The following is a 20,856-nucleotide window of genomic DNA, read 5'->3' as shown; positions in this document are numbered from 1 at the left end:
GCGACGTACTACTGTACGCAAGAAGCGAGCTGCCCGAACAATATCGAATAGCCGATTAGAACACGGACAAGATTATCATACTTGCCGGCATTGTTTACTGTCTGAGTGACACGCCACACAAGCCGCATCATACCGACATAGGCCTGCGGGTAGAAATGGCTTCTTAGGTTGGTGATTCCACGGCAGTATCCGCCGTGGCGCGCCTACATCCTTTCCATGGTTTCAATGCCGAGTAAATCCAAGCCGGTATTCAGGGTCTGTGCCACCAGGTCACACAGACGCAGTCGACTCGCCCGGGTCTTCTCATCCACCCCCTCTTTCAAGATTGGACAGGCCTCGTAAAAGCGCATATACAGACTGGCCACCTCGTAGAGGTAAGTGCACAAAATATGCGGGTAGGCCTCGCGGGCGACCTGTTCGACGGCTTCAGAAAACTGCAACAGTTTGAGGACGAGTGCCGTTTCCGCCGGCGCGCTGACGACGATATCGCCCGCCAGCGAGGCCGGATCGACACCCGCGTTGCGAAAGATACTCTTCACCCGCGTATAGGCATATTGCAGATAGGGTGCCGTATTGCCGTCCATGCTTAACATGGCGTCCCAACTGAAAATGTAATCGTGGGTACGGGTCTTGGATAAATCGGCGTACTTCACCGCACCTATACCGACCTTGCGTGATACCTCCGCCTGTTCGGCGGGCGTCAACTCCGAGGCTTTGCCGCTCAGCAGGGCGGCGGCCCGCTGTTCGGCTTCCGCCAGCAGGCCTGCCAGTTTAACGGTGTCGCCACTGCGGGTTTTAAACGGCGTGCCGTCCTCCCCCATCATGGTACCGAAGGCGTGGTGTTCGAGGCTGACCTGCTCGCCGACATAACCCGCCCGGCGCGCGGCGGCAAACACCTGTTGCATATGCAGCGATTGGCGGGCGTCGATAAAATAGAGGATGCGATCTGCCTTCAGCGTCGTCACCCGGTGGCGCATAGCGGCCATATCGGTGGTGGCATAGAGATAGCCGCCGCCGCGCTTTTGCATAATGACCGGGCAGGGGTTGCCCTCCTTATCGGCCAGCTCCGGCAGAAACATCACCTGGGCACCCTGGTCTTCGATCACCAGGCCGCGCTGCTGCAAGTCTTCCAACAACACCGGCAAATCGGCATTGTAGGCGCTTTCGCCGCATACGTGGTCGCGCGCCAGGGTCACGTTCAGGCGCCGGTAGATGGCTTCGCTGTGGTGCAGGGACACCTCGCGGAACTGCTGCCACAGGGCGAGGATATCGGTGTCCCCCGCCTGCAGTTTTACCACATAGTCGCGGGCGCGATCGGCAAAGTCGGGGTCGCTGTCGAAGTGTTGTTTCGCCTGGCGATAGAATGTCTCCAGGTCCTGTAGCGCAAAGTCCGCCGCCTCGCCGCTGCCCAGGTGCTCCTCCAGTTCCGCGATCAACATACCGAACTGGGTGCCCCAGTCGCCGACATGGTTCTGGCGAATGACCCGGTGGCCCAGGAATTCGAGAATACGCGCCTGGGCGTCGCCAATAATGGTGGAACGCAGGTGCCCGACGTGCATTTCCTTGGCCAGGTTGGGCGAGGAGTAATCCACTATCACTGTCTGCGGTTGTTGGGCATCGATGCCCAGGCGCGCGGCTGCCAATACCTGGCCCGCCTGCTGTCCCAGCCAGGCGGGGGCCAGGTGAATATTGATAAAGCCGGGCCCGGCGATTTCCACTTTCTCGGCGATGTCCTCCAGTGCCCTGACCTGCGACAGTTGCCCGACGATGGCCTGCGCCAGTTCCCGGGGGTTGGTTTTCATCGCTTTGGCGGCACCCATGGCGCCATTGGCCTGGTAGTCGCCAAACCCCGGCTTTTTACTGGGCACTACCTGGGCGGCGCAGGCCGGGGGAATCCCGACCGCCGCCATTGCCGCTTGCACCTTGGCGCTCAGCAGTTTGCGAATATTCATAGACAGACCGTATCGGGACTTCAACCCGGCAAATAACAAAGTAGCGGGATTGTAGCCTGGCGCGCGCCAGATGCAAGGCCAATGCCATTGCCGGCCGGACGCCGTCGGCTGTGCAGCGGTCGAATATGACCCGCCTGTCCTGTTTGGCACTTCTGTTTCCCTGGCGAACGCCTATAATCCCTATCAAACGAGCGTTTGTTTAATCAGCATGAGGGGAGAGAAGTTGATGTCCGGTAGCGACCAAATCGAGGTGCGGCAGGAACAGGGCGGTGTATTACACCTGATCATCAATCGACCGGAGCGCAAGAATGCCCTGACGATGGCCATGTACTCGGCGCTGGCGGCTGCTATCGACGGTGCCGGCGCCGGTGTGCGGGTGATTCTGCTCAGTGGTGCCGGTGATGGTTTTACCGGCGGCAATGACCTCGAGGATTTTGTCAATAACCCGCCGGCCGGCGAGGACAGCCCCGTCGCCCGTTTTATGCAGGCGCTCTACCACACGGAAAAACCTGTCGCCGCCGCCGTACACGGCCATGCGGTGGGAATCGGCACCACCTTGCTCCTGCACTGCGATCTGGTTTACGCCGCCGATAACGCCAGATTTCAGATGCCGTTTGTCAAGCTGGGCCTGTGCCCCGAATACGCCTCCAGCATGATCCTGCCGCGCATTATGGGGCATGTAAAGGCGGCGGAGTTGCTGCTGTTGGGCGAGCCTTTCAGCGCCGCCGAGGCGGCCGCCTGCGGCATTGTCAATCGGGAGGTGGCCGCCGCTGAACTGCTCGACTACGCTCGCCAGCGCTGCCATCAACTCGCCCAGCTGCCTCCAGCCGCAGTGCGCAATACCAAGCGCCTGATGAAAGAGGTGCTGGGGGAACAGGGTCAGCAGGCGATCCGGCGGGAGATGGCGTATTTTTCCAGCGGTCTGCAATCCGATGAATTTGCCGAGGCCGCAGCGGCGTTTTTCGAGAAACGGCCGGCGGACTTTTCCCGTTTCAGCTAGTAAGTAGTGCCTTCCCCTGTTCTGCCAGCGCGTTAATGCACCGGGGTTTTGCTGCACACAAAGGGCGTCAGACCCGGTTGGGTCAGGGTCGTGGCATCGAGGGTGAAGTCCACCCAGGTGCGCCATTCCGGCGGCAGGAAAAGTGCCAGTTGCGCTTGGACTAATTCCTGCTCTTGGGGTGCCAGGTCGGTGATCAGTCCCATAAGTTCGAGCCAGATATCGACGGCGGTGGCGATGGCGGCAAAACTGGGCCGGTCGCCGACTTCCAGTAATTGTTCAAACAGCATATCCAGGTGTTCAAGCCAGTTGTCAGCGTTGATATAGCAGCGCCAGTCGAGTTGGTTGGTGTTGTTGCCGGTGTCTTCCATGGTTACTCTTATTCCAGTGGCTGATGTTTCAATAGCTGGTATTTCAATCGCCGGCATTTCAGTGGTCGGGCGGCGTGTCCGGCGCGCCGACACAGGGGCGCCAAGCGGCCGGTGCCAGGCTCGGGTTGGAGGAACAAGATGGAATGGAAAGGCGTATCCTGGGCATAGCTAACTCCCTTTAACTATTTGTTGTGGCGACGTTATTACCAAGAGTGGCGGAAGTCAAGACCCTGTCTGGCGGGCTGCCGGCGCCGCCATGGTCCTGCTGTCCCGGTCGAATTTTGTTCGGCATATCGGCGACGGCGGTGTGGCGGCGCCCGCATCATCGTGTTGACAGGTGCAGCTTGTGTGCCTGTTAGCGTATGATGTGGATGCCAGAATTTATGGAGGATAGGTATTCTCGTGACAATAGAAACTGAAGGGGATTTGCAGGCGTTAAAGGGGATCGGCGGTATTGTCGCCCGGGTTCTGAAAGAAATGATCGCGCGGACCGAGCCGGGGATGACAACGGCGGAGCTGGATGACATCGGCCGGGTGCTGCTGGAAAAATTCGAAGCCAACTCGGCGCCGCGGCTCACTTATGGATTTCCGGGCTACACCTGTATCAGTATCAATGAAGAGGCCGCCCACGGCGTGCCCGGGCCACGGGTCATCAAAGCCGGTGATATGGTCAATATCGATGTGTCGGCGGAAAAAAACGGGTATTTTGCCGATACTGGCGGCTCCTTTGTCGTGCCGCCGGGCTCGCCGTTGAAAGCGAGACTCCTGCACTCGACCCGACTGGCCTTGCGGGAGGCCTGCGGCAGGGCGCGGGCCGGACAACCGCTAAATGGTATCGGCAAGGCGATTCAGACGGTGGCGAAAAAGAGCGGCCTAAAAATCGTCAAGAATCTTTGCAGCCACGGCGTCGGCCGGCAACTCCATGAAGAGCCGGCGGAGATCACCGGGTACTATGAACCGCGTGACCGCAGACAACTGCACAACGGACTGGTGATTACCATCGAACCGTTTTTATCCAGCAAGAGCACCTGTGCGGTGGAAGCCGACGACGGCTGGACCCTGGTGACGGGACGGGGCAATCTAACGGCGCAGTTTGAACACACGATGGTGATTACCAAAGGCCAGCCCATTTTATTGACGGTGGCCTAGCCCGGTTATTGCCGAGGCCTCGATCGTGTTGAATACGATTATCAGGGAGTGACAGTATGGCCGGTACCAGTCTGTTAGCGCTGCTCGACGATATCGCCAGCGTACTTGACGACGTTGCGGCAATGACCAAAGTGGCGGCCAAGAAAACCGCCGGTGTGCTGGGTGATGATCTGGCCCTCAACGCCGAACAGGTTTCCGGCGTGCGGGCCGAGCGGGAGTTGCCGGTGGTATGGGCGGTGGCCAAGGGATCGGCGAAAAACAAGCTGATCCTGGTGCCGGCGGCGCTGGCTATCAGCGCCGTCCTGCCCTGGATGATCACGCCGCTGCTGATGGTGGGCGGCGCCTTTTTGTGCTACGAGGGCTTTGAAAAACTCGCCCATAAATTCCTGCACAGCGAGGCGCAGGATCGCGCCGAGCACACCGCCAAGCTCAAGGCCCTGAGCGATCCGGCGGTGGATCTGGTGGCCTTTGAAAAAGAGAAAATCAAAGGCGCTGTACGCACCGATTTTATTTTGTCGGCGGAAATTATCGTGATTGCGCTGGGCACCGTGAAAGAGGCCGCCTTTACTATGCAGGTGGCGACGGTGATCAGTATTGCCGCCATCATGACCCTTGGGGTATACAGCCTGGTAGCGGCGATCGTCAAGCTGGATGACGGCGGGTTGTATCTGGCCAGGGTCTCCACCGCCAGTTTTTGGGGTGCCGCGCAGCGCCGCCTGGGCCGCGGTATTCTGCGCTTTGCCCCCTACCTGATGAAAACCCTGTCGGTGGTCGGCACCGCCGCCATGTTTATGGTCGGCGGTGGTATCCTGGTGCACGGTATTCCCGGGGCCGAGGCGCTGTTGCAGCAGGCGGCCGACAGCGTGCGGGAACTGGCGGCTATCGGGGCAGTGCTGGCGGCGCTGACGCCGACACTGCTGAGCGCCCTGGGCGGGATTGTGGCGGGTGCTGTGGTGCTGGCCTGTGTCAAGCTGCTCGGCGCCTGGTTCGGCAATCCCCTGCGTGATCCCGATTCCCGGCCCCAGTGACGGGCCCGCGGTTCTCGCCTGGTTGCCATCATCACTGCGTGTGGTGCAGTTTGGTCAGTTATCACAATGATATTGCGGGTTTTTCCAACTATGTCGCCAGGGTGCGGGCGTTTTTCAAGCCGCTGTCCCGGCAGGAGATGATTCCATGAGTATCACACTTGATTTTTCCGCTAAAACCGTCGTCGTGGTCGGCGGCACCAGCGGCATCAACCGCGGTATTGCCGAACTGTTTGCCCGTCACGGTGCCCAGGTGGCGGTGGCCAGCCGCTCGCAGGAGAAAGTGGACGACACCCTTGCCGCACTGCGGCAACTGGGCGCCGAGGCGGTCGGGTTCGCCGCCGATGTGCGGGACGCGGCGGCGGTAAAGGCCGGCCTTCAGGGCGTCCATGAACGCTTCGGCGACTTCGATGTGCTGGTGTCCGGCGCGGCGGGCAATTTTCCGGCTCGCGCCATGGGCATGTCCCCGAACGGTTTCCGCGCCGTGGTGGATATCGATCTGCTGGGTACGTTTCACGTCTTACAGGCGGCCCATCCCTATCTGCGCAAGCCCGGTGCCAGCGTAGTGAACATCTCCGCCCCCCAGGCGTTTATTGCCATGGAGGCCCAGTCCCATGTCTGTGCCGCCAAAGCCGGCGTGGATATGGTCACCCGCTGCCTGGCGCTGGAGTGGGGCCCCGAGGGCATTCGTGTGAATTCGGTGACACCCGGTCCGATCGATAACACTGAGGGGATGAAACGCCTGGCGCCTACCGAGGAGATTCGGGCCCTGACCCTGGCCAGCGTGCCGCTGCGGCGGCTCGGTGAGGTGGATGATATCGGCAATGCCTGCCTGTTTCTCGCCTCGCCGCTGGCCGGTTATATCAGCGGCACGGTCATCCCGGTTGACGGCGGTTGGGCCCAGGCGGGTGCCGGCTCCATGGCCCAGACTCTGGCGCAACTGCTGCCGGGTTGACCGGCGGCAGCGACAGACCGATTGACCCGACACCCTGGCAATAGGCGGGCTGGCACAGAGGCTGCCGGGTTTACCGTCAGTACCGGCGGCAGGCACTGACAGTCCCGGTCGCCGCGGTTAGCGAACGATCTTGATCCAGTCCCCGGGTTTGGGTTCGCCGCGGGGATAGTGTCCGTTGAGCAGGCGCAGTTGTTGTTCGCCCTGGTTGCCCATACCGATATATTTCGCCAGCGCCGCGTAGGTGGTGCTTTGGTTGGCGCGGACGTACTCTATCTTGCGCACCTTGGTGGGCCGGTTGCGGACGCTGCGGGCCGGGCGAAAGGTGCGAATGGCATCGACGAACAGGGTGTCGTAATTCACGTCTTCCTGGGGTTCCGTGACCAGGCCCTCGAAGGTATAGGCCCGGCTGCCCTGCAGGAGCACGGCGATCCGGCTCGGGTGCGGGTGCTTGCTGTCGGCGGGCCTGATGCCCATATGGCCGATCAGGCCCGCCTGGGCGAAGGGCTCGGACTGGGTCAGCAGGGGAATACCCATGGTGTCGCGGATATATTGATCCGGCCGCGTTTGCGCCTGGACCCGGCCGACCCCCAAACGCAGCTCCGCACTTTTATCTTCCGGGGCGCCGATAATGGCGGTGCGGGTATTTTCGACTTTCCAGGCTTCCGGAAACACCAGGGTAAAACCCAGTTTGTTGTGGGTGTAGCGGTTGCTGTCCCCGGGCTTGCCGGCAACAGGCTGGACGTTGATCCCGTAGACGAGACCGTTGATCTTCTCGCGGAACACATCCTCGTTAGTCACTGCCTGCTCGCTTTCCGGCAGAGTACCGGCTTTGGCGATGACCTCTTTCAGGCGCTTGTCGTTGCGCGGGTGGGTGGAGAAGACGCCGTGGTAGGTCCTGATCTCTCTCCCTTCCTCGCGAGCCTTGCGCCGTGCGTATTTCTCCTGGTCTTTCAGCACGCCGATGACCTCCGCCATGGCATTGGGGTCGTAGCCGCTGTTGTAGAGATACTGGGCGCCAAAACCGTCGGCCTCCAGCTCCATCTCGCGACCGTAGCCCACCACCGCCGCACTGCTCCAAAGATTGGTGACGTCGCCGACCACGGTGCTGCCGGTGGCGAGCACCGATAGCACCGACAGCACCCCGGCACCGGCCGCAGCGGTCTTCTGCCGCACAGTATGACGGGCGGTGACATGACCCACCTCATGGGCGAGTACCGCCGCCAGTTGCGCCTCAGAGTTGAGGTAGCCCATCAGACCGCGATTGATGTATATATAGCCGCCGGGCAGGGCAAAGGCGTTGATATTGGGTTCGTCAATGATAGTGAAGTAGTATTTCAGGTCGGGTCGGTCGCTGTTGGCCGCCACTTTCTGGCCGATGCTGTCGACATAGGCCTGCAGGGCTTCGTCCTGGTAGATGGGCGTGGTTTCGAGAATTTTCTCGTGCATCTCCTTGCCGATTTTGATCTCCTGGGCTTCTGACATAAGGACCAGGTTCGGTGTGCCCGTAGCCGGGTTGATAGCACATGAATTCAGTAAGAACCCCGACACAAGCAGGCTGGCGATAAGGGTTATCCGAGCGGCATGCACAATTCCATCCTCGTGTTATTTTCAGGTTAGGCCGTTTTTTGCTGATACAGTTTGCGGGTTAGACAACCAAAACCGAAATTTTCTGCATAGCGGGGCAGGCGCTGGCGGGGACTTACTTCCCTGTGGATGCCACCTCCGGCTGCAGAAAGGAGCGCAACTGCTGGCCGATACCCTTACAGGCACTGGCCTGGACGCGGGCGATGATCGGAATGGGAATCACGACCGCCGGCATGTAGGAGGTGCCGGAGGCATCGGCGCTGATTTTGCCCATGGTTTTGAGGTTTTTGTAGTCCCAGACGGTCACCTCGTAGTCGGACTCCTTGTCCCAGGTGCCGAAGCCGAAGCAGCCGGCGCCGCCGGTGCCGATGGAACAGCCGATGGAGCCGGCGCTGTTGGTGGTTTCCGTATTGCCGTCGACCCAGATAATGTAGCGTACCTTATAGTCCTCGACGGCTTTGGCCAGATACTCCTGTTTCAACAGGCGGTCGAGGTCCTTGACCTTCATAGGTGCTGTGCGTGGCTCGAACCAGGGATAGAGCTGATCGACAAAATCGTCTTCGGAAATAACATTGATACCCCTGCCGCCGCCGGCCAGGGTGTTGCCGATGCAGCTGATGAGTTCCGGTTCGGTTTCATAGTCGCTGGCGTGGCGCCGACCCAACACCACCACCGACTCATCGCCTTGCAGATCGGTGGTGCCGCGCCGGTCTTCATCAATGACAACGGAGGTACAGGCCTGCAGGCCCAGCAGCAGGGCGCCGAGCAACCACACACGGTGGAGGAGGACGCGCAATAAAACCGTTTTGATAGTGCAGGTAACGTCGTTGTTGCGGGTAACCATGGCGGTCTCCAGGGTCACGGGATGGACAGACAGGGCCGATATGCATTATGCCTGTGGATGTATACCCCGCTTTATAGCCGGCGGTTTTAAGGAGCCAGCCGATTGTCTGGCGGTCCAGGATACTACAAGCCCGGCCGCGTTCATAACCTTCTGTGTAGTTTTATAAACCTTTAATCCGATCGCTGATTCAATCCGATCGCTGATTCAATCCGATCCCTGATTCAATCCCATCGCCGGCTCAATCCGATCGCCGGCCTGACTAAAGCATAGCGCGCTGGTGCTGTTCCAACCAGGCTCTGATTTCCGGCACCCGGGTAAAGCCGAGGGACAGGCTGGCGCCGATATCGCGCAGGGCCACCACCACGGCTTCATTCATGGCCTCTTCCTTGGATTTTAAGAAAGCCGTGGGCGTCTTGCCGTAGGCGGGCAGTATCCAGTCGGCGATCAGCTCGCCGTTTTTGTCGAACACCTGCATATTGAACTTGATCCAGACCTCGAAGACATTGACCTTGGTTTCGCGAGGCACCGCATACTGGAATTCCTTGATTGCCGGCGCCAGGATCAGGTCCACCTCGGCCTCGGCCGGGGGTATTTCGCTCACTTCCACCACCGCCTCGAACATTTGCGGCAGTACTCGGTTAAACAGTTGCATCTGGGCCGGACCGCTGGTGATGACCCATTTTGACCGGTCCTTGCTCTTCTCTTCGTAGGTGTGCCCGCGAAATGCCTCGTCGTAGTGTACGGCCAGGGTGATAGGCAGTTGGTTGACCTGCGGCGAGGGAAATTCGCCCTGCACGACCAGCGTATTGGTACAGCCGCCCAGCAGCAGGAGCAGGGCCGGGACCATTATCCGCAGCGGGGTTGGAAGCACAATGCCGGGTCGTAGATAGTGAGTCATGCCTTAGCCTGTCTGGTTGTTCTGGTTCGATCAGCGTTGCGGCCGGTAGTCGTTGAGCCCCACAAAGGTGCCGCCGTTGCGGTAAGCCAGCTCCCGCATCAGTGCCGCGAAACGAAAGCCGGTGGTCTGCAAATGCAGCGGCAGGGTAAACTGTACCGGAAAACCCACGGCGTGAATACGCACCATTCGCTCGCCGGGTTTGCGCTCGCGGTTGAGCCGGTCGACGGTTTTCACCACCTCGCGGATGGAGCGGCCGCGGAAGTCGTCGCCGAAGACATAGAGGCTGATTTTCTTGTTGGGATCGTAGAAGGTTCTCACGGCGCGTTGGATACCTTCGACCGGGCTGCTGTTGCTGAACGGGTTCCAGGTCCGCAGCCGCCGGATCACGGCGCTGCGGCGGCCCGGGGTATCGGGTATCCACTGGCCGCGGTAGTTGGAGAACATGTAATCGCCCATATCGTTCATGACCTGGATGCCCTTGACCTGCGGGTAGATTTCCAGCGTCGCCACCAATTCGTCCACGACCCTGTCCCAAGCGTAGTCGAACATGCTGCCGGAGGTGTCGATAATGAAGACAATGTATTCACTGTCGACCGGAATACCGCCGACCAGGTCGTTGTTGCGCTGGAAGCCCTCGCCGAGCAGGCGTTGCATCTCCTCGGTGAGCTGTTGCAGTGCCAGCTCCAGTTTGCCCTGCAGCGTTGAGTCGATGGCCGAGGCGGCGGCCAGCTCCGCATAGACCGACTCCACCGTATCACTGCGGGTCTTGAGGATGGCGATGCGCTGGGTCTCGAGCGATATCTGTTCGTGCTTGGCGTTTAGGTCGCGGTTGAGGATATTGGTTTCACCGCGAATCTCGAACAGTTTCTTTTGCAAATCCGCCACCTGTCCGTCCAGGTTCACGGCGCTGTTCTCGAGGATGATCGGCTCCAGAGTTTTGGTGATCATCAGCAGCAGCACGATGGCCCCGAAACCACAGCAGATCACATCGAGAAAAGAGATATTGAATTCTTCGGAGTTGCGACGTTTACGTTTCATGGCCAGTCCTCCGAGGGGCTGAGAAACGAGCCCCGGCTGATTTGTGCCAGCCGCCAGAACTTGGCGGCGGCCAGGGGGTCGCCCTCCATGGGTGCGAGGATCACATTGACCGGAATACTGCGCGGCAGTATTTTCACCGCCTGGTCAAACAACCTGAGCCTCTCGGTGCCGCTTACGGTATTGCGCTTGGCGGGCTTGGCGCCCTGGGTCGGCAGGCCGTCGGTAATCAGGAACACGTTGTCCGGCATCGGGTCCAGGCCCTGCACGGCGCGAAACGCCCGCTCCAGATTGGTGCCGCCGGCGGGGATGACCTGGCGCAGGTTGGCAATGCTCTCATCCAGTTTGTCCGCATCGCCCAGATTTTGCCACTGCGCCAGGCTGTTTTTCAACGCCGGTTTGACCTCGGTGTTGAAGGTGTAAATCTGGTAGTTGACACCCTGGGGCAACTTGGCGACCAGCCACTCCACCGTGGCCAGGGAGCGCTGCCACTTTTTCGAGGCGCGCTTGACCGAGTCGGACATATTGCGCCGCCGGATCACATTGACCAGGCTGTTGTCGAGCATACTGGCGGAGCTGTCCAGCAGTATCAACACGTGGCTGCCGCCGAGTTTCAGGCCGGTCAGGTATTGGCGGTCGCCCTGGCCGAGGATGCGGCGCACATCGTTGCGGCGCTCCTCGTTTTCATCCTCGATGCGCTGGCGCTCTTCGTCGAGGCTGCGGAGTTTTTCCTGCAGATCGCGAATCTCCTGGTCGGCATCGCTGTCAGACAGGTCTTCAATGCGCTTGCGGGTCGCCTCGATATCCTCGTTGATGCGCCGCGCCAGCCCCTGGGCGTCGACTAACTGCTGGTCCAGCGCCGACAGGGTATTGCGCAACCTGACGAGGTGCTCTTCGCCGTCGTTCACCTCTTCCTGCAGCAGGTTCACCTCGGCCTGCAGTTCGAAGTTGGTCTCTTTGACCTGGTTGTCGGTCTCGTGTTTGATAATCAGAAAAATCAACGCAACCGCACCGAAACCACAGGACATGATGTCGAGAAACGATAGACTGAAGGTACTGAAACCGCGTTTGCGTGCCATGTCGGTCTGCCTCTAGCCCCCGTTTAGATAGCCGCTATCGGGCAACACACTGATGACCGTCATCGCGGTCTCGTCGCGCGCTGACCGCAGGGTGTCGCCCACCTGTAAAACAGCGCCCTCGGTGCCCGGTTTATCGTTGACCAGGGGCGTATAGCCGTCGATCAACTGCAGGTGCCACTGTCCGGCAGCCGCGGCGATGGCGTAGCGGCTGTCGGCGCTCAACCGGGGACCCACCACCGGCTGCTCGCCGCCGCCCACATAGAGCGTCCCCCGGCTCAGGGGATAGGCGCGGTGCCTGTGCAGCAGGTGGGTGGCCCGATCGCCGGCCCGATGACGCTGCAGGGTAACCGGGGCCCGGGTCGCCGGCAGTTCGGTGGCGAAACTGATGCCGGCGGCCGCCTGGCGGATATGGGGCAGGAGCTGGTGGCAGGCGGTGGCGACGGCGGTGGTGTCAACGCTGTGGGTGGCCGGCCAGGATTCGGCCAGCCCCGGCAGCGAACCCGCCGCCGGATTCATCAGGATGCCGTCGCCGGCGCTTTGCACGCGCCGGCGCAACAGTTCGTACACCGGCGCCACGCACTCCAGCAACAGATTTCTCGACAGTTGTACCGATTTGCCCTCCAGCTCGAATTCGTAGTCGCTGTCGGTACGGCAGTGAGTCAGCCAGTCGGGCAATTGGTTAAACAGGGTTTGCTCGGTGGCGGCGTCATGGCGCGGGTTGAAGCGGGTAAAGCGGATAAACTGGTCCGCCACCAGCGTTGCCAGGCGCTCATAACAGGCCAGCAGGCCGGCATTGGCGACGCTGTCGACGTCCCTGCGCACCACTGTGTCGCCAACCTCAACCCGGGTGACGACGGTTTGGTGCAGTTGCATGTCCAGGACGGTGAACTGACCCGGCGGCGCACATTGGGCGGCGATCGCCACGGCGCTGTCCACCATACCGACAGTGGTAAACGGGCTCTGGTGGGCGATACCCAGCAGCAGTGACAGCTGGGCACCGGTGAAACTGCCCGGCACCGCGAAAACGACGTCGGCAAGCGACTGGCCTTCGCACAACTGGTCCAGTTGCAAATGGGCCAGGTCCCCGTGGTGTCTCACCTTGGGGTTGGGCGATGCGATATCATCCAGGTTGAGCTGGTGCCAGAACTGGTTGTTGGTTTGCAGGGGATGGATGCGCGCCTGTTCCCGGGCGGCCTCCCCGAGCAGCAGCCCGCCGGCGTTGATCTGGGCATAGCCGGGCTGGCGCGCCAGCAATTTGCCGTCGCGCGACAGTCGCACATCTGCGTCGTTTAATTCGATAACTGCTACTGTCATGCCTGTTAGTCTTTCTCGATCAAGATACCGGAGGTAGGTCTGCGGGCGGGTGGGGCTTTCAGAAACTCTCGACAGCAGGGATGCTGTCGGGAAGCTCCCAGGGACGGGTTCATCAGGGGGACGCCTAGTCCGTGTTTCTGAAAGCCCCACCCGCCCGCAGACCGGTCAATTGGCACATTTTTACTTAAGGAAGTGCCATCCCTCACTGCCCCTTTGACCCCTGGCCGCGCGCTTAGGTCCTACAATAATGCCGGCGAATTAAGTATGTACATTCAAGTGCCGCAGCAGGTTGTTGTCGCAGTAGGTATGGGTGTCGAGTACCAGCCGCTCCTGCAGCAGTTGCAGTTGATGGGTCAGGAACATAATCACAATACTGATTACCAGGGCGATAAATGTCGAGTTAAACGCGACCCCGAGGCTGACCGTGACTCCGGCGATATCGCCCTCCACGGCGCGGTGGGCCTGTCCCAGGGCCTCGCCGATACCGCGCACGGTGCCGATAAAGCCGATCGACGGTATCGCCCAGGCGATATAGCGCACCATCGCCAGTTCGCTGTCGAGCCGGTCCGACTCGGTGTCACAAACTTCCTTCACCGTAGCCGAGGCATCGGCGACATTGCGGGTGGAGCCGAAGCGCTGCAACACCGTCAGCAGGGTGCGCGGCACCAGCAGGTTCTGCTGGGGTTCGGGCAGTGCCTGCAGGGGGCGGGAAAACTCCCGGGCGTCCTCGGGCAGGATACTGGTGCCCTCGGTGATGTTGAGAAAGGACTGGTCCAGCATCCGCCGCTCCTGCAGCGAGCGCCTGGCCTTATAGCCCATAATGGCCATGGCCCAGAGCATCAGTACGAAACAGGCCTCCTGCTCGTAGTCGCGCATAACGATATAGAGCGAGCGCTGTACGATATACGCTTCGCCGGCGGCCTGGCGCTCGAGTTGTTCCTTTAGCAGCGCGTCGGCGTTGGGGCGGATCAGGGCAACGTAGATGGCGTGGACGATAATGAAAGATAAAATCAGGGCGAATACCTGGAAAATAAAATCTGAGCCTGAACTGCGTTTCATAAATGACCTTTATTGTTAGTAGGGTGGCCCTGTGTCATGAACCTGTGTCATGAAAAAAGTCGTTAACAAGAGCCGTAAACAAGTAACGTGAACAAGCGTCGCAAGCAGTGCCGGCTAGATATCAATCGGAAACGATACCGACAGGTCCTCTGAAATCTCCTCGCTCGGAATAAAGTCCTCGCTGCTCTGGGCCTGCTCCTCGCCCTGCTGCGCTGCGGCAGGGGGCTGGGCCACCTCGGCCTGGCCCTGTTTTTCATCTTTGCCGGCGGCCGGTTTATCCTCCTGGGCGGCCAGCGACACGGCGCCGGCGGCGAGCGCCAGTGCCAGGCTTGCGCTCAATAGTCTGATTCTCTTTACATAGCCCATAGCTCAGTCTCCCAAGTTTGTGCGCTTCTCGGCCTAGGTCCTGCTCAATCGACGAAACGCGCCAGGCGAAAACCCACGTCATTGCGGGCCTCGGTGCCGTAGTCGCGAAACGACAGGCGCAGGTCGGTTACCGTACCGTGGGCCCAACTGGAACCGCGGATAACGTGAAAGTCGCCGGTTTCGGGACCCATCGGGTCCACTTCTTTCTGCAGTGACAGTCCGGTTTTGATGCCGTAAAAATCGTTGAGCCATTCCGCCGCGTTGCCGCCGAGGTCGTACAGGCCCCTGGGGTTTGCGGCAAAGCTGGCGACCGGCGCGGTGACGGCGAAGCCGTCGTCGTAGTCGGCCAGGATATTGCCGACCAGGGGGGCGGCGTTGCGATCGGCATAGTTGCCGGCGTTTTTCGACGGCGGCAGGTTGTTGCCCCAGGGGTATTTCAGCATAGTGTTTTGCCGGCGGCGGGCCGCCCAGGCCCACTCGGTTTCGGTGGGCAGCCGATAGCCGCTGGCCGCTGGGTTGAAGCCCGTCACCTTGCCGCCTTCGACCTGGTAAAACAGCGGCAGTTTTTCCTGTTCCGACAACCAGTTACTGTACAGGGCCGCCTGTTGCCAGGACACGTTGACCACCGGATGGCGGTCGTTGTTGAGGCTGTTGCCCTTGACGTGGCCGGAGGAGTGAAATTTGCTGAAGCGGCGGAACTCGGCGTTGGTGACGTGCGTCAGCCCGAGATAAAACGGCCGGGTCAGGGCGACCTGTCGCTGCGCCTCGTTGGCGCGGCGTCCCTGCTCCCGGCGCGAGGCGCCCATAGTAAAGTCCTCGTTGGGTTTGAACAGCTTGAGCTTCTGGCCGGCGGCGGTGGTGATTTCGGTTTTTATATTCTCCCACTTGGCTTCCTCCTCGGTCCTGAGCTTTGCCACCACCACCTGTTCCAGCCCCGGGCGCGGCAGGATTCTGGTCTGGTAGTCGACAAACCCCTCTTTCCTGACCACTACCCGATGCTGGCGCGCGGGCAGGGAGAACACCTGGTTGGCGCGCCCCATCAGACGGTCGTCGATATAGACCAGGGCATCGGCGTGTGGCGCGCGAATGTCGACCTGGCCCAGTTGCGCCTGCAGGGTGATATCCAGGTTCTGGTCTGCGCCGGAGACCACTTGCAACTGCCGGTGAGCGGGCTGAAAACCGTCTTTGTAGAGGGTGAACTTGTAATCCTGGCCCGGCGGCAGGGTCAGTTCCAGTGGTGTCTGGCCCCGGTATTGGCCGTTGACCGTCACCCCGGCCCCCTGGGGCCGGGACCTCAAAAGCACCAGTCCGTCGGCTTTTTCCAGGGCGATGGGAGGCAGTTCCACCGGGTTGCCGGCGGTGATCTCAAGTTGTGTCTGCCAGGCCTTATAGCCGGCGAGTTTAACCATCAGGTCCCGCTTTCCTTCGAGAATTTCCGCCGTCAGCGGCGTGCTGCCCGCTGCTTCGCCGTCCACCAGTAACCGGGCGCCGGCCGGGGTGCTGCTGAGGCTGACCTCGGCCCAGGCCGGCTCCAGCGTGAGCGCCAGTTGCTGGTGGGTATCGAGCCCTTCGATCACCAGCGGCTGGCTGTGCGTCCGATAACGTTCGGCCCGAACTTCGAGCAGGTGTTCGCCGGCGCTGATGTCGGATATTTTGCTGCCGGCGCTGCCGACTACCTCGCCGTCGATCGATACCTGGGCGTTGGTCTCCGGGGTGGTGGTGACAGTCAGGTGGCCCGGCAGTTTTTCCAGGACATAGTCAAAAGTCTGGTTTTGCTGTGCGGAGATTTGCAGTTCGGTCTGCAGTGGATAGTAGCCCGGTGCCGACAGCGTCAGTCCGGCGCTGCCGGGGCGCATAAGATAGTGTTCGCCGAGCCTGAAGTTGAGCTTGTCGGACACGTCTATCTGCGCGGTGGCCGGGGTGGTGTTGATCAACACGGACTTGGCGGTAAACAGGAACCAGGCGATCAGGCTGCATACCAACAGCAGGCTGCCGAGTATCACCGTTACCGGCCGGATGGCGAGGCGGGACCGGCGCGTCTCGCCGCTTGCCGGGGTAAATGCCGTCGGTTGAATGATATTGCCCGCATCGGGCTGGCCGGTCCCGGCGGCGCCGGGCTCGACAGGCGGCGGTGTCAGGGGCTGCTTATCCATCCAGTGATATCTTCTCCACAGACTGGATAACGATGGTCTCGGTCTGGCCGCCGGGGGTCACCGAAAACTCCCGGCGCACGTCGCGGTAACCCTCGCGAATACCCACGGCCGTGTAGCGGCCCGGCTTCAGCGACAGCTCCCGGTTGGTGAAGCGACCCAGATTGCCCACCCGGTAAACGGTGACCTGGGTCTGGTTGTCCGATTGTAAAGTGATGGTCACCGGCTGCTGTGCTTCGGTGAGCAGGGCAGACAGGCGCTGTGTCTGTTGCTGCAGGCGGCTGCCGGGGTTGGCGATGGCCTGCATATCGCCGAGGGTCGCGCGGCCCTGCCGGTGCACGGCCGGGTCGGACAGGCGCAGGGGATCGGCCAGCAGTTTCTCAACGGTGGTGTCCAGTGTCGCCCGGGCACTGCTGCGAATCTGGCCGATGCGGCCGGCGACCAGGCTGCTGTCCAGTGCCAGCGCCTTGCCGTAGCTGTCATTGGCCGCCGCCCACTGTTCTTTTTGCTCGAGGCGCTCGGCCTCGGCCAAGGCCGCCTGGATACGGGTCTGGGTGTGCTGGTTGCGGGCCTGGGTCAGGGCGTTGTTGGCTTCGGCGGCGCCGGGCCGGATGGTCAGCGCCTGTTGGAACGACCGTTTGGCCTGGGTGAAGCGTTTGCTGTAGAGCGCGGCATAACCCTCGGACATGGCCTGGGAGAAGTCGCGGTCCTGAATCGCCTGTTTGATAGCGGCCAGTGCCGTCTGCGCCGGCGACGATGCCGCGTCCAGCGCCAGCGCTTGCTCGACGGCCTCGAGGGCCGCTTCCAGCTGCTGTTCTCGCTTTAACCCGGTGGCCGACTGCAGCAGCGCCAGTACCTGCTCCAGCACCTGGGCCCTGGCCAGGCCCTGTTGGGCGGTGTCGTCGTCCGGTCGGATGGCGCCGGCGAGGCCGAACTGGGCGAGGGCGTCGTCGGCCCGGCCTGCCTCCAGCGCCGCAGTGCCGGCTTCGAGGGCGGTGTCGAAGACAGTCGCGGATTGCTGCAGCAGTCGATCAAACTGCGCCTGGCCACTCTCGTAGTTCTCCCTGGCCTGCTCGAATTTGCGCTGGCGGTAGTAGGTGTCCCCCGCCGTCGCCGTCTCCAGCGCCTGCTGGTATTCGGCGGCGGCCCATTGGGAAACCGACATATCTTCAAGTTGTTCCTGTTTTTTCAGCATGTCGGACAGTATGTCCTGGGCGGCGCGGCGCTCTTTGGCCAGTTGGGCATCACTCCAGGGGGACTCGATGGGTTTGCTGGGCGGCGGTACCGGCGCGCTGCTCTCCCCGGCGGCCGGCGGGGGCGGGGGTTCGACCACGTTCGGCAGCCAGAATACCACCGCCACCACCAGCAGCATCAAGGCCGCAAAGGCAATGCCCTGGTTGCGCTTGTGCTGCCACCAGGGCAGCGCCGCCGCCGCTGAGTTCGGCGAGCCGGGGGCCGGAGGGGAAGTGGTTGCCGGGCTCGGAGCGGGCGCTGCGCCGTCTTCAGGGCCGGACTGTTTTTCCGTTGGGTCGCTCATATACGCTGGGTCTCGCCTCTTGCTCCGGATGGCGTCAGATCAATGGGAGTAATTATGTTGCCACTCCGAGTCGTTAAGTCAACAGGATGCCGCCACGCGCTGGCATGGCTCGGCGTCCTGTACTCATTGATTTATTTTTCCGGGTCTTGTTCCCCGGCACTCGGGTCGACACCGCCGGTGTCGAGGCGATAGAGGTCGCGCAGCAGTTCGCGCCATTGGTTGTACTGGTTCTCGACGCTGCCCGACAGCGTGATGGTGCGATCTTCCAACTCGATGACCTGGGGCTCGATATCGGCCTCCAGCGAGTCGCCGAGTTCCTGCAGCGCCTCGACGTGAATTTGAGCCTCGGCGCGCTTGTCAAAGCCGCCTTTGATCAGGTAGCCGCCGCCGGCGACGGCGATGGTACCGGCCGATCGGGCCGAGCGGTTATCGCTGCCGGCCGCGGCGATTCCGCCGAGAATAGCCACCACCCCGGCGATGGTCTGGGCGCGCGCCTCTTTTTTCAGGTCCCGCACCGCCATCACTTCTCTGTAGCTGAGGCGGCGCCATTCTTTGTAGGGTTCTGCCATCTCTTTGACGAAGGTGCCGTAATAGTCCTGCAGCGTGTCGACAAACAGATAATCGCGCTCGCGGATACTGCGGATGCGGTCCAGCATCGGGTCGTTCTCTGAGGGCAGGCGCTTGATCTGCAATTGCCCCTGCTTGTCCTGACCGAGGTGATCGCCGAAGGCGTCCGGTGAAAAACTGCGGGCGAACTTCAGTTCGGAGACCAGTCTCACATTCCTGATATCCGCCGCCTCCAGCGTGCGGCGGTGAATAAGGATATCGTTGGCTATTTTGTTATACAGATTCTGGAACGGCTCGATCTTTATCGTGCGCTTGGGGTCGTAGGCATAGCGGCTGGCCAGCTCGCGGTATTCTTTTTGAAACCACTCCCGCCCGGTGGCGTCGCGCACCGTCACCTCCACCACCAGCGACTCGCCGTCGGATTGCAGGATGACACCGTCGACGGTGACGTCGACAGCGCTCTGCTCGTTGGGTATGACCCGCACCGCACCCCAGGCGGCGCTGCTCTGCATGGTCTCCATCAGGTGCACGGCGATAAAGCGGGATTCCGCCTTGCGGATTTCCGGGAATATCACCACGTCGTCACTGTCGGCGGCGTCGTCGAGGCCGGCATCGAATGTCATGATACCCACATCGAGCAGTTGATCTTCCGCGATCTCACCGGTCTCCTGCATGACGGGCACGTTGGCCGTGGTCTTGACCACCTGGCTGGAGCAACCCGCCAGGCTCAGCGCCATTGCGAGGAAGAGTAGGTAGCCGAAGTTCAGTTGTCTCATCGGTATCAATCCTATTGGCTTTGATTCTTGTATTTGCGGTATTCCTCCCAGAGTTTTTCCCTCAACACCGGATCGGTCTCGCGCATGGCCGCCTCGCGAATCTGCCGGGCCACGACATCGTCATCGCTACCGTCCGGGATGTCCGGTGGTGGCGGCGCGGTTTGATTGTCGTGCTGGTAGTCGCCCGAGCGTTTGGGGGCCGAGTCCGGGCCGTAGCCGCCGCCGGCGGAGTCGGAGTCGTAGCGGGGCGGAGCACCGCCCGGTGCGCCGCCGCCAAACGGGGGCTGATCGCCGTCGCCGCCCTCATCGTAGGGGACCCCGCCGCCGCCGGCCGGCTCCAGGTCTTCTTCGCTGCCCTGCTGGTTGCCGCGATTGAGGATATAGCCGCGCTCGCGCAGGATCATACCGTCGTAGCTGGCGATGGAATCGTCCAGTTCGCCTTCCAGTTCGGCGGCCCGCTCAGCCGCGGTGGCGGCAGCTTCGTTGGGAAGGGAGCCGCCGGATTGGCCGCCCTGGGACTGATCGCTGGCGCTGCTCTGGCCGCCACCGGACTCCTCCTCAGAGAAATCGATATCGCCGCTGTCGCGGCCCTGCTCGCCGCTGCTGATGTCTTCGGAAGGTTGATTCGAGTCGCCGTAGGAGACCTGCTCGCCATCGCTGCGTTCACCGCTTTCGGCGGTGGCGCCGCCATCGGCGGTGCGGCCGCGGTCACGCTCGCCGGAGCGGCGCCCGTCGGCGCGGCTGTCGCCCTGCTCGCCCCGTGACGAACCGCTCGGAATACTCGGCATACCGGGCATGCCGGAAGAGGGCAGGCCGGCACTCGGCAGGCCGCCGGTGGAGGGCATGCCCGAAGATGGCATACCGGAAGAGGGCATGCCCGAACTCGGAGACCCGGACTGCTGGCCTGAACTGCTCGACGAAGAACTGCTGGACGAAGAACTGCTGGACGAAGAACTGCTGGACGAAGAACTACTCGAGGACGAGCTGCTGGAAGACGAGCTGGAACTCGACGGCGAGGGTGGCTGCGGCATGCTCTGCTGCTGCGTCTGTTGTGTCTTGCAGCCTTGCAGGGCCGCCGCCGACAGTGCCAGGGCCGCTACCAGGGGTATCACTTTTACGGTCTTCATCTTTCCACCTTCCTTAGAGTGTTGCGTCTCTAATGGTCAGCCGACCCTTCAACCCCGGTAATCCCTCGCCT

General features: G+C 61.5%; 19 protein-coding genes. 5 read left to right on the top strand and 14 right to left on the bottom strand.

Annotation, left to right across the window (positions count from 1 at the left end; translation table 11 throughout):
• Nucleotides 1–203 precede the first annotated feature (203 nt).
• Entirely contained in the window at nt 204–1,952 is a 1,749-nt protein-coding gene (gene argS, locus FKG94_RS03740; protein WP_142902849.1) for an arginine--tRNA ligase, read from the bottom strand.
• A gap of 226 nt (nt 1,953–2,178) precedes the next feature.
• On the opposite strand from argS, the gene FKG94_RS03735 reads away from it, so the two are divergent.
• Complete coding sequence (locus FKG94_RS03735; RefSeq protein ID WP_142902848.1) at nt 2,179–2,952, top strand: enoyl-CoA hydratase; 774 nt, start codon at nt 2,179–2,181, stop codon at nt 2,950–2,952.
• Between the two features lie 32 nt (nt 2,953–2,984).
• Here the strand turns inward: FKG94_RS03735 and FKG94_RS03730 are convergent, their stop codons facing one another.
• The gene (locus tag FKG94_RS03730) at nt 2,985–3,320 is read right to left on the bottom strand and encodes a hypothetical protein (RefSeq protein ID WP_142902847.1); all 336 of its coding nucleotides are present in this window, start codon (nt 3,318–3,320) and stop codon (nt 2,985–2,987) included.
• 402 nt (nt 3,321–3,722) lie between these two features.
• On the opposite strand from FKG94_RS03730, the gene map reads away from it, so the two are divergent.
• The 3 genes from map (at nt 3,723) to FKG94_RS03715 (ending at nt 6,449) form a co-directional block, all read left to right on the top strand.
• Nucleotides 3,723–4,469 (top strand): type I methionyl aminopeptidase, encoded by a 747-nt coding sequence (gene map / locus FKG94_RS03725; RefSeq protein ID WP_142902846.1) that lies wholly within the window; start codon nt 3,723–3,725, stop codon nt 4,467–4,469.
• Between the two features lie 56 nt (nt 4,470–4,525).
• Nucleotides 4,526–5,497, top strand: a complete 972-nt coding sequence (locus tag FKG94_RS03720) for a DUF808 domain-containing protein (protein ID WP_142902845.1) — start codon at nt 4,526–4,528, stop codon at nt 5,495–5,497.
• 145 nt (nt 5,498–5,642) lie between these two features.
• Nucleotides 5,643–6,449 carry an SDR family oxidoreductase gene (locus tag FKG94_RS03715; protein WP_142902844.1) on the top strand — a complete coding sequence of 269 codons (807 nt, stop codon included), beginning with the start codon at nt 5,643–5,645 and terminating at the stop codon, nt 6,447–6,449.
• 117 nt (nt 6,450–6,566) lie between these two features.
• Here the strand turns inward: FKG94_RS03715 and FKG94_RS03710 are convergent, their stop codons facing one another.
• From FKG94_RS03710 to FKG94_RS28665, 12 genes are all read right to left on the bottom strand, one after another.
• Nucleotides 6,567–7,931, bottom strand: coding sequence for a M48 family metalloprotease (locus tag FKG94_RS03710; RefSeq protein ID WP_142902843.1), 1,365 nt, complete (start codon nt 7,929–7,931; stop codon nt 6,567–6,569).
• A gap of 217 nt (nt 7,932–8,148) precedes the next feature.
• Entirely contained in the window at nt 8,149–8,877 is a 729-nt protein-coding gene (locus FKG94_RS03705) for a hypothetical protein (RefSeq protein WP_246124909.1), read from the bottom strand.
• A 259-nt stretch (nt 8,878–9,136) separates the two neighbouring features.
• Nucleotides 9,137–9,775, bottom strand: a complete 639-nt coding sequence (locus FKG94_RS03700) for a hypothetical protein (protein WP_246124907.1) — start codon at nt 9,773–9,775, stop codon at nt 9,137–9,139.
• Between the two features lie 30 nt (nt 9,776–9,805).
• Nucleotides 9,806–10,813 (bottom strand): vWA domain-containing protein, encoded by a 1,008-nt coding sequence (locus FKG94_RS03695; RefSeq protein WP_142902842.1) that lies wholly within the window; start codon nt 10,811–10,813, stop codon nt 9,806–9,808.
• Entirely contained in the window at nt 10,810–11,889 is a 1,080-nt protein-coding gene (locus FKG94_RS03690) for a vWA domain-containing protein (protein WP_142902841.1), read from the bottom strand. Before FKG94_RS03690 ends, FKG94_RS03695 begins: the two co-directional genes overlap by 4 nt.
• Nucleotides 11,890–11,901: 12 nt before the next feature.
• The gene (locus tag FKG94_RS03685; RefSeq protein WP_142902840.1) at nt 11,902–13,203 is read right to left on the bottom strand and encodes a hypothetical protein; all 1,302 of its coding nucleotides are present in this window, start codon (nt 13,201–13,203) and stop codon (nt 11,902–11,904) included.
• 258 nt (nt 13,204–13,461) lie between these two features.
• Nucleotides 13,462–14,262 carry a MotA/TolQ/ExbB proton channel family protein gene (locus FKG94_RS03680; protein ID WP_142902839.1) on the bottom strand — a complete coding sequence of 267 codons (801 nt, stop codon included), beginning with the start codon at nt 14,260–14,262 and terminating at the stop codon, nt 13,462–13,464.
• A 114-nt stretch (nt 14,263–14,376) separates the two neighbouring features.
• Entirely contained in the window at nt 14,377–14,628 is a 252-nt protein-coding gene (locus tag FKG94_RS03675; protein WP_142902838.1) for a hypothetical protein, read from the bottom strand.
• A 44-nt stretch (nt 14,629–14,672) separates the two neighbouring features.
• Nucleotides 14,673–16,781, bottom strand: coding sequence for a PEGA domain-containing protein (locus FKG94_RS03670; protein ID WP_142902837.1), 2,109 nt, complete (start codon nt 16,779–16,781; stop codon nt 14,673–14,675).
• Entirely contained in the window at nt 16,774–18,315 is a 1,542-nt protein-coding gene (locus FKG94_RS03665; RefSeq protein WP_142902836.1) for a tetratricopeptide repeat protein, read from the bottom strand. The genes FKG94_RS03670 and FKG94_RS03665 overlap by 8 nt, the downstream gene beginning before the upstream one ends.
• A 131-nt stretch (nt 18,316–18,446) precedes the next feature.
• Nucleotides 18,447–19,658 carry a hypothetical protein gene (locus FKG94_RS03660; protein ID WP_142902835.1) on the bottom strand — a complete coding sequence of 404 codons (1,212 nt, stop codon included), beginning with the start codon at nt 19,656–19,658 and terminating at the stop codon, nt 18,447–18,449.
• Nucleotides 19,659–19,669: 11 nt separating this feature from the next.
• A complete protein-coding gene (locus FKG94_RS28665; protein ID WP_179957480.1) occupies nt 19,670–20,518 on the bottom strand; it encodes a hypothetical protein in 849 nt (282 codons plus the stop codon).
• Between FKG94_RS28665 and FKG94_RS28660 the strand changes: the two genes are divergently transcribed.
• Nucleotides 20,502–20,846: a hypothetical protein gene (locus FKG94_RS28660; protein WP_179957479.1), complete on the top strand. Its 345-nt coding sequence runs from the start codon at nt 20,502–20,504 to the stop codon at nt 20,844–20,846. The two genes, FKG94_RS28665 and FKG94_RS28660, sit on opposite strands and share 17 nt — an antisense overlap.
• Nucleotides 20,847–20,856: the final 10 nt, after the last annotated feature.

This window comes from Exilibacterium tricleocarpae, assembly GCF_007004655.1.
Taxonomy (GTDB): domain Bacteria; phylum Pseudomonadota; class Gammaproteobacteria; order Pseudomonadales; family Cellvibrionaceae; genus Exilibacterium; species Exilibacterium tricleocarpae.
This window is presented reverse-complemented; position numbering and strand designations above follow the sequence as displayed.

Bases quoted from the DNA above. Each gene is read 5' to 3' on its own strand.
- argS (WP_142902849.1), bottom strand. From the start codon at position 1,952: ATGAATATTCGCAAACTGCTGAGCGCCAAGGTGCAAGCGGCAATGGCG.
- FKG94_RS03735 (WP_142902848.1), top strand. From the start codon at position 2,179: ATGTCCGGTAGCGACCAAATCGAGGTGCGGCAGGAACAGGGCGGTGTA.
- FKG94_RS03730 (WP_142902847.1), bottom strand. From the start codon at position 3,320: ATGGAAGACACCGGCAACAACACCAACCAACTCGACTGGCGCTGCTAT.
- FKG94_RS03720 (WP_142902845.1), top strand. From the start codon at position 4,526: ATGGCCGGTACCAGTCTGTTAGCGCTGCTCGACGATATCGCCAGCGTA.
- FKG94_RS03715 (WP_142902844.1), top strand. From the start codon at position 5,643: ATGAGTATCACACTTGATTTTTCCGCTAAAACCGTCGTCGTGGTCGGC.
- FKG94_RS03710 (WP_142902843.1), bottom strand. From the start codon at position 7,931: ATGTCAGAAGCCCAGGAGATCAAAATCGGCAAGGAGATGCACGAGAAA.
- FKG94_RS03705 (WP_246124909.1), bottom strand. From the start codon at position 8,877: ATGGTTACCCGCAACAACGACGTTACCTGCACTATCAAAACGGTTTTA.
- FKG94_RS03700 (WP_246124907.1), bottom strand. From the start codon at position 9,775: ATGACTCACTATCTACGACCCGGCATTGTGCTTCCAACCCCGCTGCGG.
- FKG94_RS03695 (WP_142902842.1), bottom strand. From the start codon at position 10,813: ATGAAACGTAAACGTCGCAACTCCGAAGAATTCAATATCTCTTTTCTC.
- FKG94_RS03690 (WP_142902841.1), bottom strand. From the start codon at position 11,889: ATGGCACGCAAACGCGGTTTCAGTACCTTCAGTCTATCGTTTCTCGAC.
- FKG94_RS03685 (WP_142902840.1), bottom strand. From the start codon at position 13,203: ATGACAGTAGCAGTTATCGAATTAAACGACGCAGATGTGCGACTGTCG.
- FKG94_RS03680 (WP_142902839.1), bottom strand. From the start codon at position 14,262: ATGAAACGCAGTTCAGGCTCAGATTTTATTTTCCAGGTATTCGCCCTG.
- FKG94_RS03675 (WP_142902838.1), bottom strand. From the start codon at position 14,628: ATGGGCTATGTAAAGAGAATCAGACTATTGAGCGCAAGCCTGGCACTG.
- FKG94_RS03670 (WP_142902837.1), bottom strand. From the start codon at position 16,781: ATGGATAAGCAGCCCCTGACACCGCCGCCTGTCGAGCCCGGCGCCGCC.
- FKG94_RS03665 (WP_142902836.1), bottom strand. From the start codon at position 18,315: ATGAGCGACCCAACGGAAAAACAGTCCGGCCCTGAAGACGGCGCAGCG.
- FKG94_RS03660 (WP_142902835.1), bottom strand. From the start codon at position 19,658: ATGAGACAACTGAACTTCGGCTACCTACTCTTCCTCGCAATGGCGCTG.
- FKG94_RS28660 (WP_179957479.1), top strand. From the start codon at position 20,502: ATGCCCGAAGATGGCATACCGGAAGAGGGCATGCCCGAACTCGGAGAC.
- FKG94_RS28665 (WP_179957480.1), bottom strand. From the start codon at position 20,518: ATGCCATCTTCGGGCATGCCCTCCACCGGCGGCCTGCCGAGTGCCGGC.